15 protein-coding genes are annotated in these 12,711 nt (G+C 69.9%); 11 read left to right on the top strand and 4 right to left on the bottom strand.

What is annotated here, in order from left to right; genetic code table 11:
• Positions 1 to 23 precede the first annotated feature (23 nt).
• Together HNR67_RS03540 and HNR67_RS03535 are read left to right on the top strand one after the other, a co-directional pair.
• The gene (locus HNR67_RS03540; RefSeq protein WP_185000688.1) at positions 24 to 701 is read left to right on the top strand and encodes a CPBP family intramembrane glutamic endopeptidase; all 678 of its coding nucleotides are present in this window, start codon (positions 24 to 26) and stop codon (positions 699 to 701) included.
• A 130-nt stretch (positions 702 to 831) separates the two neighbouring features.
• Positions 832 to 1,173, top strand: a complete 342-nt coding sequence (locus tag HNR67_RS03535; protein WP_185000687.1) for a histone-like nucleoid-structuring protein Lsr2 — start codon at positions 832 to 834, stop codon at positions 1,171 to 1,173.
• A 47-nt stretch (positions 1,174 to 1,220) separates the two neighbouring features.
• Here HNR67_RS03535 and HNR67_RS03530 read toward each other — a convergent pair whose 3' ends face one another.
• Genes HNR67_RS03530 through HNR67_RS45520 form a run of 3 tightly spaced genes read right to left on the bottom strand, consistent with a single transcriptional unit; the run spans position 1,221 to position 3,323 of the window.
• Complete coding sequence (locus HNR67_RS03530; protein ID WP_185000686.1) at positions 1,221 to 2,057, bottom strand: MBL fold metallo-hydrolase; 837 nt, start codon at positions 2,055 to 2,057, stop codon at positions 1,221 to 1,223.
• Between the two features lie 58 nt (positions 2,058 to 2,115).
• Positions 2,116 to 2,607, bottom strand: coding sequence for a sigma-70 family RNA polymerase sigma factor (locus tag HNR67_RS03525; protein ID WP_185000685.1), 492 nt, complete (start codon positions 2,605 to 2,607; stop codon positions 2,116 to 2,118).
• A 44-nt stretch (positions 2,608 to 2,651) separates the two neighbouring features.
• Positions 2,652 to 3,323: a ScbR family autoregulator-binding transcription factor gene (locus HNR67_RS45520; protein WP_281403304.1), complete on the bottom strand. Its 672-nt coding sequence runs from the start codon at positions 3,321 to 3,323 to the stop codon at positions 2,652 to 2,654.
• Positions 3,324 to 3,375: 52 nt separating this feature from the next.
• On the opposite strand from HNR67_RS45520, the gene HNR67_RS03515 reads away from it, so the two are divergent.
• The 4 genes from HNR67_RS03515 to HNR67_RS03500 all read left to right on the top strand — a co-directional run bounded on the left by HNR67_RS03515 (position 3,376) and on the right by HNR67_RS03500 (position 6,537).
• A complete protein-coding gene (locus tag HNR67_RS03515) occupies positions 3,376 to 4,350 on the top strand; it encodes a ScbA/BarX family gamma-butyrolactone biosynthesis protein (protein WP_312986348.1) in 975 nt (324 codons plus the stop codon).
• A complete protein-coding gene (locus HNR67_RS03510) occupies positions 4,347 to 4,769 on the top strand; it encodes a nuclear transport factor 2 family protein (RefSeq protein WP_185000682.1) in 423 nt (140 codons plus the stop codon). The genes HNR67_RS03515 and HNR67_RS03510 overlap by 4 nt, the downstream gene beginning before the upstream one ends.
• A 68-nt stretch (positions 4,770 to 4,837) precedes the next feature.
• Positions 4,838 to 5,299, top strand: a complete 462-nt coding sequence (locus HNR67_RS03505; protein ID WP_185000681.1) for an SRPBCC family protein — start codon at positions 4,838 to 4,840, stop codon at positions 5,297 to 5,299.
• An 86-nt stretch (positions 5,300 to 5,385) separates the two neighbouring features.
• Positions 5,386 to 6,537, top strand: a complete 1,152-nt coding sequence (locus HNR67_RS03500; RefSeq protein WP_185000680.1) for an MFS transporter — start codon at positions 5,386 to 5,388, stop codon at positions 6,535 to 6,537.
• Here HNR67_RS03500 and HNR67_RS03495 read toward each other — a convergent pair.
• The gene (locus tag HNR67_RS03495; RefSeq protein WP_185000679.1) at positions 6,433 to 7,110 is read right to left on the bottom strand and encodes a TetR/AcrR family transcriptional regulator; all 678 of its coding nucleotides are present in this window, start codon (positions 7,108 to 7,110) and stop codon (positions 6,433 to 6,435) included. The genes HNR67_RS03500 and HNR67_RS03495 overlap by 105 nt on opposite strands.
• Positions 7,111 to 7,250: 140 nt before the next feature.
• Here HNR67_RS03495 and HNR67_RS03490 point away from each other — a divergent pair, with 140 nt between their 5' ends.
• From HNR67_RS03490 to HNR67_RS03470, 5 genes are read left to right on the top strand one after another with little or no spacing between them, the layout of a single operon-like run.
• Entirely contained in the window at positions 7,251 to 8,786 is a 1,536-nt protein-coding gene (locus HNR67_RS03490; protein ID WP_185000678.1) for a long-chain-fatty-acid--CoA ligase, read from the top strand.
• A gap of 23 nt (positions 8,787 to 8,809) precedes the next feature.
• Positions 8,810 to 9,556, top strand: coding sequence for a 3-oxoacyl-ACP reductase FabG (gene fabG, locus HNR67_RS03485; RefSeq protein WP_221490380.1), 747 nt, complete (start codon positions 8,810 to 8,812; stop codon positions 9,554 to 9,556).
• A 16-nt stretch (positions 9,557 to 9,572) separates the two neighbouring features.
• On the top strand, positions 9,573 to 10,742 hold the full coding sequence (locus tag HNR67_RS03480) for an acyl-CoA dehydrogenase family protein (protein WP_185000676.1): 1,170 nt from the start codon (positions 9,573 to 9,575) through the stop codon (positions 10,740 to 10,742).
• Positions 10,743 to 10,755: 13 nt separating this feature from the next.
• Positions 10,756 to 11,604 carry a MaoC/PaaZ C-terminal domain-containing protein gene (locus tag HNR67_RS03475; protein ID WP_185000675.1) on the top strand — a complete coding sequence of 283 codons (849 nt, stop codon included), beginning with the start codon at positions 10,756 to 10,758 and terminating at the stop codon, positions 11,602 to 11,604.
• Between the two features lie 53 nt (positions 11,605 to 11,657).
• Positions 11,658 to 12,710 carry a DUF371 domain-containing protein gene (locus tag HNR67_RS03470; protein ID WP_185000674.1) on the top strand — a complete coding sequence of 351 codons (1,053 nt, stop codon included), beginning with the start codon at positions 11,658 to 11,660 and terminating at the stop codon, positions 12,708 to 12,710.
• Position 12,711: the final 1 nt, after the last annotated feature.

Here is a 12,711-nt window from a genome sequence, read left to right as displayed (position 1 = left end):
TGTGCTGGGTAAGGTCGGCGGACATGACGACCACCGCCGACGCGGTCGAACCCGGCGTCGGCCGGAGTCGACGCAACTACCTCGCCGCCGAGTTCCTCCTGCTGTTCTTCGGGGCGGTCACGCTCTACACCGTCTTCCGCATTCCCGGCGGACCCATTCCACTGCTCGTCGTGCTCGGCGTGGTCGCGGTTGTCTACCTGCTCCGCCAGCCCGACTTCGACCGGGCGAACTTCTGGCGGGCCAGGGCGTTGTGGCCGGTGCTGCCGCGGATGCTGCTGCTGTGGGGAGCCACCGCCGCGCTCGGCCTGGTCTCGCTGTGGCTGTTCAGCCCGGAACGCCTGTTCGAGCTGCCGCGGAACAACCCGACGGTGTGGCTGTTCGTCATGCTGTTCTACCCGCTGCTGTCGGTCTACCCGCAGGAACTCATCTTCCGGGCGTTCCTGTTCCACCGGTACGCTCCGGTGTTCGGCAACGGGCTGGGAATGGTCGCCGCGAGTGCCGCTGCCTTCGGTTTCGTGCACATCATCTTCGGGAACGTGTTGAGCGTGGTACTCACGGTCATCGGCGGCTGGATCTTCAGCAACCGATACCGCCGGACCCGCTCCCTGTTCGCCGCCTGGGTGGAGCACGGGCTCTATGGCCTGCTGGTCTTCACCATCGGCTTCGGAGATTTCTTCTACCACGGCGCGACCGCTCGCTGAAGTCTTATCATTCAGGTTGCCCCATCACACGACCCGGTCACATCTTGGTTGCCGCTCCACCCGGAAATTTGACTTCACGCCCGTTCGGATATTTACTGCCACGAGCCACCTATCCAAACGGGGAGTGCAAATGGCGGAGAAAGTCACGGTCGAGCTGGTGGACGACCTCGACGGGTCCAAGGCCGAGGAGAGCGTCTCCTTCGGGCTTGACGGTGTCGACTACGTCATCGACCTGTCCGCGGACAATGCGGCGGCTCTTCGCGACGCCGTCGCGTCGTATGTCGGGGCAGCCCGGCGCACCGGCGGTCGCAAGCAGCGGGCCACCCGCGGCGGCGGCGCCAAGGCAGCCGGCGAGCGCGACCGCAACCAGGAAATTCGGCAGTGGGCTCGCACCCAGGGCCACCAGGTGTCCGAGCGCGGCCGTATCCCGCAGGAGCTGGTCGTGAAGTTCCAGGAAGCACACGCTTCCTGACTCGCGGTTCTTCGCGCTGCCGCGAAGGCGAAGCCTGTCTGGACGGGTCAGGCAGCGCCTTCGCGGCAGCGTTCGAACTCCAGCGGATCATGTGCGGAAAAGACCTGAATCCGTTGTGGTTCGGCCGCCGCGAGCGCGTGCAGGCGACGCTGGTTGTCCAGACGTTTTGTCCGGTTGACCGCGACCACGGTTTGGAATAGGTCCAGCCCCGGTGTGCCGCGAGACGGTTGCGCATTGACCTCGCCGTGGAAGAAGTAGGCGTCCCCCGCGTGCAAGAGCCAGCGGTCGCCTGCGACGGCCACCGCGACTCCGCTATGGCCGTGGGTGTGTCCGGCCAGTGGAATCAGCAGGATCTCCGGCGGTAGTCCGTCGAGTTGCCGCACGGCCTCCATGCCGAACCAGCGCTCGCCCTCGCTCGTGCTGTATCTGGCCCAGTCCGGGTGATGCGCCCATTGCGCGGGCACATAGCGCGAACGTTCCCCCAGGGTCCGCCTGGCCATTGCCGCGGCGTATTCATCAGCATGCACATGCACCTTGGCCTGCGGGAAATCCGCCAGCCCGCCCGCGTGGTCCAGGTCGAGGTGGGTCAGCACGATGTGCCGGACGTCGGCCGGTGAATAACCCAGCCGGGCGATCTGCCGCACCGCGGTCTCGGCCTCGAGCAGCTTCGGCCGGCAGGAGAACCGGAACATGGCGCCCAGCCTGCCCGGCGTGCGCACGTCGTCCACGCCCAGTCCGGTGTCCACCAGGACCAGGCCCTGCCCGGTCTCGATCAGCAGGCAGTGCGCGACCAGCGAGGCCGCCCGGTGCGGCGGGGCGTCGCCGTTGATCAGCCTGCCGCCGAGCGGCGCCATGCTGGCGCAGTTGAGGTGGTGGACGCGCATGTCCGTACATCTAGCAGGCGAATTCACCCGGTCGTTGAGCCGGGCCTCGGATTGTTACCTAACGCAACCGTTCCCGGATGCGGTGCAGTGCGGACTGGGTCGCGCCCACCGTGGTGCGCAGCTCCCTGGCGATCTCGGTGTGCGGCAGGCCGTCGGCGAAGAGCAGCAACAGGTTGCGGTCGCGGGTGGAGAACTCGCGCAGCCGCTGCCGGAACCAGCGCCCCTCCAGCCGGTCGTTGACCCGTTCGGTCGGATCCTCCGGGGTGCCCGGCCGGAGCCGGGGGTGGTCGAACAGCTCCGCGTCCTCGTGCTGCCGCCGGTGCTCCTCCGCGCACAGCCTGCGCACCACCAGGGCCAGGAACGCGGCTAGCCGGTCCGGGGGCACCCGGCCGAGTTCGGCGGCCTGGGTGAGTGCCTCGTGCACCAGGTCCTCGGGTTCGGCGCCTGCCGGGCAACGCGCGCCGGCCAGGCGCAGCAGCGCGGGCCGCAGGCGCAGGCACTCCTGCCAGTCGACGGCGGAGCCTGCCGGGCGGGACCGCTTCTCGCGCATGGTCCTCACCCTGCCGCGCCCGCCGCCGCCGTGGCCGGATCAGATCAGGTGATACCGGCGGTTTGTTGAACTGGCACAAAGAGATCGGGCTCGGCCGAGGGTGGGCCGACCCGCAGCGCGGCCAGTTCGGCCGCGACCACCAGCGCGGGCAGCCAGAGTCGCCACAACGCGGTGAACCTGGCCTCCAGGTCGTCGTGCCCGCTGGTCGCCCTGGAGAGCAACTGGGTGCCGGTGAAGGCGGCCACCAAGGACTCCGCCGCCTCCCTGGGGTGCACCTCCGGCCGCAGCTGTCCGGCCGCGTCGGCCAGCAGCAGCAACTCGCGCACCATGGTGATCCAGCCGTGGAACTGACCGCCCGCCTCGCGGTCGAACAGGTCGGCCTCGAACAGCAGCCGGACCCCCACCCTGGCCCGGACATCGGTGCGCAACCGGTTGCCGAACTCGTGCGAGAGATCGATGAGCGACTGCATCGGGCTCAGTGGTTGCTGGGCCAAATGGTGGTGGACTTCGTGCCAGAGTCGTAACTGGCTCTCGATCAATGCGACCGCGAGTGCTTCCTTCGAGGGAAAGTGACAGTAAAGTGCGCCCTTTGTGACGCCCGCACTTGCGCACACGTCGGTGAGATTGGTACCGAGAAACCCCTTCCGGTCGAAAGTGTTCGCCGCTGCCAGTAGCAGGCTTTGCTTGGTGTTGCTCGATTGTTCACGCTTGAACATCGACTGCTCCGCCATCCAGGTGTTCTTGCCGTCGAAACTAATCTGTACCGGTATGTTGGCCGACATGTTGCGTTTGGGCAACGACCAGGTGCCGAAGAGCAAAGACACACTATTCGTTGCACTCGAAATGAGTGGAGAGGAGGGATTCGACACGACCGTACCGCGTCGGCTTGTGCATCGCGAGGCCGTCGCGGAGGTGCTGCTCACCAGGTGGACCCGGCGGCGTACCGGCGACTTCTGGATGTGCGCCCAGCTGCCCCGGTCGCACGCCTTCTACCAGTCCGAACAGGGCAGGGCCGATCCGCTGCTGGTGCTGGAGACCATTCGTCAGGCCGGGTTGCTGGTGGCACATACCGGCTGGGGCATACCACTGGACCATCGGTTTGTGATGCGTGGGATGAGTTTCGCCGTGGATTCTTCGGCTTTGCGGGTGCGCGACCGGCCGGTGGAGATCCAGCTGCTGGTGCGCACCAGGGATCCCAGGGTGCGCCCAGGGCACACCTCGACCCTGGCGGTGGAGGTCGAGTTGTACCGGGACGGCGACCGGTTCGGTCAGGGCAGCGGTTCACTGGGCGCGCTGCCGCCGGCGGTGTACGCCCGGCTACGCCCGCCAAGGGTGCCCAGACAGCCGGTGCGGGAGCGGCCGGAACCGGTCCCGCCCTGGCTGGTGGGCCGACATGACGCCAGGGATGTGTTGTTGACCAGCGTGAACAAGTCCAATCGCTGGGGGTTGCTGGTGGATGCCACGCACCAGGGGCTGTTCGACCACCCGGTGGACCACGTGCCGGGCATGGTGGTCTTCGCGGCCATGAGCCAGGCGGTCCGGGCTGTCGTGGGCCCCGGATACCTGGCCTCCTGCCAGGCGCGCACCAGCAGGTTCGTCGAGCTGGACCGCCCGGCCGAGGTGAGCGTGCTGCGCACCGCGGGCGGGCTGTACTGGACCGCGATCGAACAGGACGGTGTCCGGGCGGCGACCGCGGTCTGGCGCGTGGAAACCGGCTCCGGCCATTCCGGACCGGTGTCATGACGAATCGGGCCCCGTCCACCCTGGAAATGGTGCAGCGATTACTGACCAGATTCGGCGCACAGGACGCCGCCGGTATCGCGCAGCTGTTCCACCCGGACGCCCAATGTCACTCCTCGGAGATACCAGGGGATCCGTGGCCGGTCCGCTCGCAGGGCCGCCGGGAAATCGAGGCGTTCTTCCTCGCGTTGTTCCACCGGTTGGAGTTCCACGCCGTGACGGTGCGAAAAGTACTGGTCGACGGCGATGACGCGGTGGTGTTCGGCGGCGGCCGATACCGGGCCACCGGAACGGGCAGGGTGTTCGCCCAGGATTTCGCCGTGAGCCTTTCCGTGCGGGCCGGGCTGATTCAGGAGTACCGGGTGGTCGAGGACACCCTGGCCATCTCCATGGCACTCGGCCGGGCCTATCCGATTTACTGAGGGCCGCTGGCCGGGGCCGCCGCGACGCAGGCGGCCCCGGCCATCCCACCCCGTGAGCGGAGCCCGCGATGACCGATCAGGTCAGCAGCACCATCGAGATCGCCACCACCCCGGAGGCCATTTACGCCCTGGTCACCGACATCCCGAACCAGCACCGGTTCACCAGGGAATGCCGGTCCGCCGCCTGGCTGCCCCCGGCCGAGGGCCCTGCCCTTGGCGCCCGCTTCCGCGGCGACAACCAGGCCGGCAAGGCCAAGTGGTCCACCACCTGCCGGATCACCACCGTCGAACCCGGCCGCGCTTTCGGCTATCGGGTGGTCGGCGGCGGGTTCATCCAGGTCGCTGACTGGGGCTGGACCATCGAACCCACCGACACCGGCTGCCGGGTCACCGAATCCTTCACCGACCTGCGCAACCCGGCGATCAAGTGGTTGTTCAACCGGATCGTCGGCGTCAAGGACCGGCTGGAGCGCAACCAGCGCAACATGGACGCGACCCTGGTCAAGCTCAAGGAGCTGGCCGAGGCCTGAGCCGGAATCCGACCTGGTGGTGGCCTGGCACTGCCCCGTCGTGATTCCGCCAGCCCGGACCGGTCCCCGGCTGCTGGGCTCACGTCATGTCAGCTCACACCCGTTGGCCCGCCGTCGTCTCGGTGATGCTGGGCATCTTCGTCATCGTCACCACCGAGATCCTGCCGATCGGCCTGCTCACCCCGATCGGCGCCACCTTCGGCATCTCGCCGGGCACGGCGGGCCTGATGATGACCATGCCCGGCTTCCTCGCCGCGCTGGCCGCCCCGCTGGTCACCTCGGCCACCGCCCGGCTGGACCGCCGACGGTTGCTCGGCGCGCTGATCCTGTTGCTGGCACTGGCGAACTTCCTCGCCGCGCTGGCGCCCGGCTACTGGCTGATGCTGCTCTCCCGGGTGCTCGTCGGCATCGTCATCGGCGGGTTCTGGTCCGTCGGCGCCGGGCTGGCCCCGCGGCTGGTGCCCGCACCGCGGGTCGGCCTGGCCACCGCGGTGATCTTCGCGGCGGTGCCGCTCGGCTCGGTGCTCGGCGTGCCCGCCGGGACCTGGCTCGGCGAGCTGGCCGGGTGGCGGGCGGTGTTCGTGCTCATGGGGGTGCTGACCGCCGGGGTCTTCCTGGCGTTGCTGGTGTTCCTGCCGCCGTTGCCGCCGGAGCGGGCGACCGGCCTGCGGCTGCTGGCGGAGCTGCTGCGGCTGCCGAGTGTCCGGACCGGGCTGACGGTGACCTTCCTGGTGGTGCTCGCGCACTTCGGCACCTACACCTACCTGACCACCTTCCTGCGGCAGCTCACCGACGCCAGTCCGACGCCGTACCTGCTGGTCTACGGGCTGGCCGGGGTGGCGGGGAACTTCCTCGCCGGTCGCTGGGCAGCCACCAGGACGCGGGCGGCGTTCGCGGTGGCGGCGGGGTTGATCGCGCTGGCCACGCTGTCGCTGCCGATGTCCGGGGAGTGGGCGCCGGTGCTGCTGGTGGTGTGGGGGCTGGGTTACGGGGCGGTGCCCGCCTGCGCGCAGACCTGGCTGGCCCGGTCCGCACCGCACGCGCCGGAGGCGGCGACCGTGCTGTTCACCGCCTCCTTCCAGGCCACCCTCTCGGCCGGGGCGCTGCTCGGCGGGGTGGTGGTGGACGCGAGTTCAGTCTCGGTGGCCCTGATCGCCGGTGGGCTGGTCGCGGTGCTGGCGCTCGGGGCGCTCCAGGCGCTCCCACAGGTTCGTCAGCCCGTCCAGCATCACGCGTAAGGCCAGCTCGAAGGACTCGGTGTCGATCTCGGCCCTGGCCCGCAGCAGGTGCGCCTGGGTCAGGTTCGGGTAGCGCTCGGCGTAGAGCTGCTCGTCGTCGATGAAGCCGTGCGAGAAGGAGCCCATCGCGGCGCCGAAGACCAGGTACTTGGTGGCCGCGCCGATCATGGTGGCGTACTTGGGCGGCCAGCCCGCCGAGACCAGGCCGCCGTGCACGGCGTCGGCCAGCTTGAGGCCGGACTCGCGGTTGCCGGGTCCGGCCGAGAGCAGCGGCACGATGTTGGGGTGGCTGGCCAGCGCGGCCCGGTAGGAGCGCAGGTAGATGGTCAGCGCCTCGCGCCAGTCCAGCCTGCCGAAGGCCGAGGTGTCCACCTCGGTGGCCAGTTCGTTGGCCACATCGTGCAGCAGTTGTTCCTTGGTCTGCACGTGGTTGTACAGCGAGGCGGCCTGCACCCCCAGCCGGTGCGCCAGCCTGCGCATGGTCAGCGCTTCCAGCCCGTGCTGGTCGATGATCTCCAGCGCGACCGTGCGGATCCGGTCCACCGATAGCAGCGGGGCTGGCGGTCTTGGCACCGTTGCTCCTCGTGGATGAGTCTCGCCCGACTTCGTGCCGACGTCTTGCCGTGGGCTCTCCGCAGTCCTAGCCTCGATGAAAACTAACACGGTTAGTTTTCCGGGGGCAGCACCCAAGACGATGAAGTCACGGAGGCCGGATGACTCTCTCGCTGGCGATGGTCCTCGCCGAGTCGGCGCGGCTGCACCGGGAGCGGATCGCGCTCATCCAGGGCGATCAGCAGCTCAGCTACCCGGAGCTGTGGGAGCGGGCCCGGCGGCATGCCGCGGCCCTGCGTGAACTGGGCATCCGCGAGGGCGACCGGGTCGCGATCATCGCGCCCAACGTGATCGCCTTCGCCGAGTCCTACTTCGGCGTGCTGGCCGCGGGCGCGGTGGTGGTGCCGATCCCGCTGCTGCTGGTGCCGGAGGAGGCCACCTACCTGATCTCGCACGCCAAGGCCAAGCTGGTGCTCTGCCACGTCTCCCAGCTGCCCTTGGGCGCACCCGCGGCGCAGGCCGCCGGGGTCGAACTGCACACCCTCGGGCCCGCCACCCCCGAACACCCCTCGCTGTCCGAGCTGGCCGCGGCCACCGAGCCGGTGGACCGCTTCGTCACCAGGGCGCCGGCGGACCCGGCGGTGGTCTTCTACACCTCCGGCACCACCGGCCGCCCCAAGGGCGCTGTGCTGACCCACCTCAACCTGGTCATGAACGCCACCGTGGCCGCCTTCGACGTGGACCGGATCGAACCGGGCGAGGTGATGCTGGGCTGCCTGCCGCTGTTCCACATCTTCGGCCAGTCCAGCGCGATGAACTCCTGCTTCCGGGCCGGGGCCACCCTGGTGCTGCAACCGCGCTTCGACGGCGCGGAGGCGCTGGAGATCATGCGGCGGCACCGGGTCGTGCTCTTCCTCGGCGTGCCCACCATGTACCTGCGGCTGCTGGAGGTCAGCGAGGGCGTGACCGACCTGCCCCAGCTGCGTGGCTGCACCTCCGGCGGCGCGCCGCTGCCGGTGGCCGTGCTGGAGGCGTTCGAGGCCCGCTTCGGCACCCAGATCCTGGAGGGCTACGGCCTGTCCGAGACCTCGCCGACCGCCACCTGCAACCAGCCGGTCTTCGGCGCCCGCGCGGGCACCGTGGGCCACCCGGTCTGGGGCGTGGAGGTGGAGGTGGTTGACCCTGCGGTGGACGAGCGGAACGACTTCCTGCCGGCAGGCGAGGCTGGTGAGATCGTCATCCGCGGCCACAACGTCTTCGCCGGTTACCTCGACAACCCGGAGGCCACCGAGGCGGCCATGGTGGAGGGCTGGTTCCGCACCGGCGACATCGGCAGCAAGGACGCCGACGGCTACATCTCCATCGTGGACCGCAAGAAGGACCTGATCATCCGCAGCGGCTTCAACGTCTACCCGCGCGAGGTCGAGGAGATGCTGATCCGGCACCCCTGCGTCGCCCAGGTCTCGGTGATCGGCCTGCCGGACGATCGCAGCGGCGAGGAGGTCTGCGCCGTGCTGGTGCTCAAGCCCGGCGCGCGGGCCGATCCGGCCGAGGTGATCGCCTGGGCCAGGGAACGCCTTGGCGCGCACAAGTACCCGCGACGGGTCGTCGTGGTCGACGAACTTCCCCTCGGACCCAGCCACAAGGTGCTCAAACGCGAGCTGCGGGCCTGGGTAGCGCAGGGCAAAGTCAAGTGAGGAAAGGGAAACTCGTGGGAACTCTGGATGGACGCGTCGCGGTGGTGACCGGCTCGGCACGCGGGATCGGCGCGGCCACCGCCCGCACGCTGGCCGAACGCGGGGCCGCGGTCGCGGTGATCGACCTGGACGAGGCGGCCACCGCCGACACCGTCAAGTCGATCACCGACGCCGGTGGCCGGGCCGTGGGCATCGGCTGCGACGTGACCAGCCGCGAGCAGGTCACCTCGGCATTCGACCGGGTCGTCGCCGAGCTGGGCGGGCTGCACATCCTGGTCAACAACGCCGGGGTGACCAGGGACAACCTGCTGTTCAAGATGACCGACGAGGACTGGGACACGGTCATGTCGGTGCACCTGCGCGGCGCCTTCCTGTGCAGCCAGATCGCGCAGAAGCACATGGTGGCGCAGCAGTTCGGCAAGATCGTCAACCTGTCCAGCACCTCCGCGCTGGGCAACCGCGGCCAGGCCAACTACGCCGCGGCCAAGGCCGGTCTGCAGGGCTTCACCAAGACCCTGGCCATCGAGCTTGGCCCGTTCGGCGTCAACGTCAACGCCATCGCCCCCGGCTTCATCGAGACCGACATGACCGCGGCCACCGCGGCCAGGGTCGGGGTGGACTTCGAGCTGTTCAAGAAGGCCGCCGCCGAGCAGATCTCGGTCCGCCGCACCGGCCGCCCCGAGGACATCGCCAACACGGTGGCCTTCCTGGTCAGCGAGGACTCCTCCTTCATCACCGGTCAGATCCTCTACGTCGACGGTGGCCGCTAGAAAGGCGAGCAGCACAATGGACTTCTCCCTCAACGACACCGAACGCGACATCCGCGACTGGGTCCGCAACTTCGTCCGCAAGGAACTCATCCCGCTGGAGCCGGAGCTGCTGCGCCGGGAACGCGCCGGTCAGCCGGGCATCACAAAGGCGGAGGTGCGCGAACTCCAGCTCAAGGCCAAGGAGGCCGGGTTCTGGGGCATCCAGACCCCGGAGGCCTTCGGCGGCATGGGACTGGGTGCGGTGATGACCGCGCTGGTGGAGGGCGAGCTGGGCTACACCTTCGTGCCCTTCTACTTCGGCGGCGAGGCCGACAACATCCTCTACGCCGGCAACGAGGAGCAGAAGCAGCGCTACCTGCTGCCCACCATCGCCGGTGACCGCATCTCCTGCTTCGCCATCACCGAGCCGGGCGCGGGCTCGGACGCCAAGGCGATCCGCACCAGTGCCGTCAAGGACGGCGACGAGTGGGTCATCAACGGCGAGAAGACCTTCATCACCAAGGGCAACGACGCCGACTTCGTGATGGTCTTCGCGGTCACCGACAAGGACAAGGGCGCCAACGGCGGCGTCACCTGCTTCCTGGTCGACCGGGACATGGGCTGGAAGTCCGAGCCGATCGACACCATGGGCCAGTGGGGACCGGCCGCGCTGGTCTTCGACAACGTCCGGGTGCCGGAGGCCAACATCCTCGGCGAGGTCGGCCAGGGCTTCGCGCTGGCGATGAGCTGGATCGGCCGCGGCCGCTACCTGCTCCCGGCCCGCGCGCTCGGCGCCTGCGTCCGGCTGGTCGAGTTCGGCCTGGACTACGCCCGCACCAGGGAGACCTTCGGCGAGCTGCTGGCCGAGCGGCAGGCGATCCAGTGGATGCTGGCCGACTCCGCGGTGGAGATCGAGGCGCTGCGCTGGCTGGTGCTCTCCTCCGCCTGGCAGGTCGACGCCGGCCTGGACTCCCGGCAGGGCCAGTCGATCGCCAAGCTCTACGGCGGGGTCAAGGCCAACGAGATCGTGGACCGGATGCTGCAGATCCACGGCGGCATGGGCTACACCAAGGAACTCCCGCTGGAGCGCTGGTACCGCGAGCTGCGCCTGCTGCGCATCTACGAGGGCACCGACGAGATCCAGCGCCGCACCATCGCCCGGAACCTGTTGAAGGGCCACGCCTCGGTGCGTGGCACGCTCGGCTGAGGGGAGCCACAAGGTGCCGATCGACCTGTCCGCGGTGGGCCGCACGGTAGGCCCGTGGGAACAGAGCTGGACGCCGGAGGAAGCCCTGCTCTACGCCCTCGGCGTGGGTGCGGGGGCCGAGGACCCGCTGGCCGAACTGGCCTACACCACCGAGAACACCGCCGAGGTTGACCAGCAGGTGCTGCCCACCTTCGGCGTGGTGCTGGCCCAGTTCAGCGGGCCGGGGGTGGACTTCGGCGACTTCGACCCCGCGCTGCTGGTGCACGCCGAGCAGGAGCTGGTGCTGCACCGGCCACTGCCTGCCGAGGGCCGGATGAGCCTGCGCCGCACGGTCACCGACGTCTTCGACAAGGGCAAGGGCGCCCTGGTCGTGGCCAAGACCGAGGGCAGCACGATCAACGGCGAACCGCTGCTGTCCACCATGTCCTCGGTCTTCGTCCGCGGCCAGGGCGGTTTCGGCGGGGAACGCGGGCCGTCGGTGGACTGGGCGCCGCCGGAGCGCGAGCCGGACGCGGTGCTCACCTTCCAGACCACGCCCAGTCAGGCCCTGCTGTACCGGCTGGGCGGCCGGGACCACAACCCGCTGCACTCCGACCCGGCCTTCGCCGGGCGGGGCGGGTTCCCGCGCCCGATCCTGCACGGCCTGTGCACCTACGGCATCACCGCCCGGCTGCTTATCGGCCACTTCTGCGGCGGCGAGGTCGACCGGGTGCGCCGGATCTACGGCCGGTTCACCGCCCCGGTGCTGCCGGGTCAGGAACTGATCGTGCACGCCTGGGCCGAGGGCAACGAGGCCGCCTTCCGCACCGAGACCAAGGAGGGCGGCGTGACCCTGGACCGGGGCGCGTTCACCTTCGCCTGACCAGGCACACTTGCTGTCATGATGCTCGACCCTGGCAAGCAGGTCCTCGGCAGATGACCACCATCCGCGCCCACGGCCACCCCGAGATCAGAGCCACCCACAACAAGACGTGGGAACTGACCCCGGACACCGAGCTGACCGCACGGGCCACCTGCGTGCTCGGCGTGCGCGCGGTGACCGAGGGCGGCCCGCTGGCCGGTCCGGTGCGGCTGCGGATCAGCGTGGGCGAGCAGCACGTGCTGGTGCGGGCCGTCGGCAACCCGAACTGGGTTCCCGGCGGCCCCGCCGTCATCCGGCGCAGCTCGGTCCGGCTGGCCAACACCCTGGCCACCGACGCGGACCTGTCCGCCGCCGACCTGCCCCGCGAACTGGCCGCCTTGCTCACCGACCCGGCCGCCGAGATCACCGTCGAGGTGTCCGCGGCGGCCGATCCGGGCACGCTGGTCCTGTTCCACACCAACGCTTCCAGCCCACGCCTGCGCGCCGAACTGGCCGCCGCCGACTCGGTGGTCGCCGAGGACGCGGGCGCCCGCGTCCTCGTCGGCCGATCCACCGGCGAGGGCGGCCGGACCCTGGTGGTGGCCACCGATGACCTGCCCGGCCGCACCGTCCGGCACCTGCTCGGCGACCGCACCGAGGTCATCGGCCTGCCCCCCGGCCTGGCCGCCGCGGCCGCCTCGCCCTCGCCTGCCGGGATCTTCCTGGCCGAACCAGCCCGCAAACCCGCCGACGCCCTGCGCGCCGCCCCCCTGGACGCCAAGGTGGTGCTCCGCCTGGCCGCCGAGCACGCGGACAAGGTCCTGGCCGCCGCCCGCGACCGCGGCACCCGCACCCTGGCCGTGGCCACCGAGCCCTACGCGGAGAGCGAGCGCCCGCGCTGGGGTGAGATCGGCGCCCTGGTCCTGCCCGACCGCGGCGAGTTCTGGCTCTGCCTCGACCCGGTCGCCGCCCAGGGCCTGGACCCGCTGCTGCACAAGCTGGTCACCGGCCTGCTCGCGCAGGGCGTGCCCGCCCGCAGCGTGGCGCAGAGCCTGGCCGAGCTGCCCGGCTTCACCCGCCGCACCGCCTACGACGCGGTCCAGCAGCTCAAGGACATAGGCTCCTGAG

This window comes from Crossiella cryophila, from assembly GCF_014204915.1.
GTDB lineage: Bacteria > Actinomycetota > Actinomycetes > Mycobacteriales > Pseudonocardiaceae > Crossiella > Crossiella cryophila.
Note: the sequence above shows the minus strand (reverse complement) of the source record. Positions and strands in the feature narration are given on the sequence as shown.

Bases quoted from the DNA above. Each gene is read 5' to 3' on its own strand.
- HNR67_RS03540 (WP_185000688.1), top strand. From the start codon at position 24: ATGACGACCACCGCCGACGCGGTCGAACCCGGCGTCGGCCGGAGTCGA.
- HNR67_RS03535 (WP_185000687.1), top strand. From the start codon at position 832: ATGGCGGAGAAAGTCACGGTCGAGCTGGTGGACGACCTCGACGGGTCC.
- HNR67_RS03530 (WP_185000686.1), bottom strand. From the start codon at position 2,057: ATGCGCGTCCACCACCTCAACTGCGCCAGCATGGCGCCGCTCGGCGGC.
- HNR67_RS03525 (WP_185000685.1), bottom strand. From the start codon at position 2,607: ATGCGCGAGAAGCGGTCCCGCCCGGCAGGCTCCGCCGTCGACTGGCAG.
- HNR67_RS45520 (WP_281403304.1), bottom strand. From the start codon at position 3,323: ATGTTCAAGCGTGAACAATCGAGCAACACCAAGCAAAGCCTGCTACTG.
- HNR67_RS03515 (WP_312986348.1), top strand. From the start codon at position 3,376: ATGTTGGCCGACATGTTGCGTTTGGGCAACGACCAGGTGCCGAAGAGC.
- HNR67_RS03510 (WP_185000682.1), top strand. From the start codon at position 4,347: ATGACGAATCGGGCCCCGTCCACCCTGGAAATGGTGCAGCGATTACTG.
- HNR67_RS03505 (WP_185000681.1), top strand. From the start codon at position 4,838: ATGACCGATCAGGTCAGCAGCACCATCGAGATCGCCACCACCCCGGAG.
- HNR67_RS03500 (WP_185000680.1), top strand. From the start codon at position 5,386: ATGTCAGCTCACACCCGTTGGCCCGCCGTCGTCTCGGTGATGCTGGGC.
- HNR67_RS03490 (WP_185000678.1), top strand. From the start codon at position 7,251: ATGACTCTCTCGCTGGCGATGGTCCTCGCCGAGTCGGCGCGGCTGCAC.
- HNR67_RS03480 (WP_185000676.1), top strand. From the start codon at position 9,573: ATGGACTTCTCCCTCAACGACACCGAACGCGACATCCGCGACTGGGTC.
- HNR67_RS03470 (WP_185000674.1), top strand. From the start codon at position 11,658: ATGACCACCATCCGCGCCCACGGCCACCCCGAGATCAGAGCCACCCAC.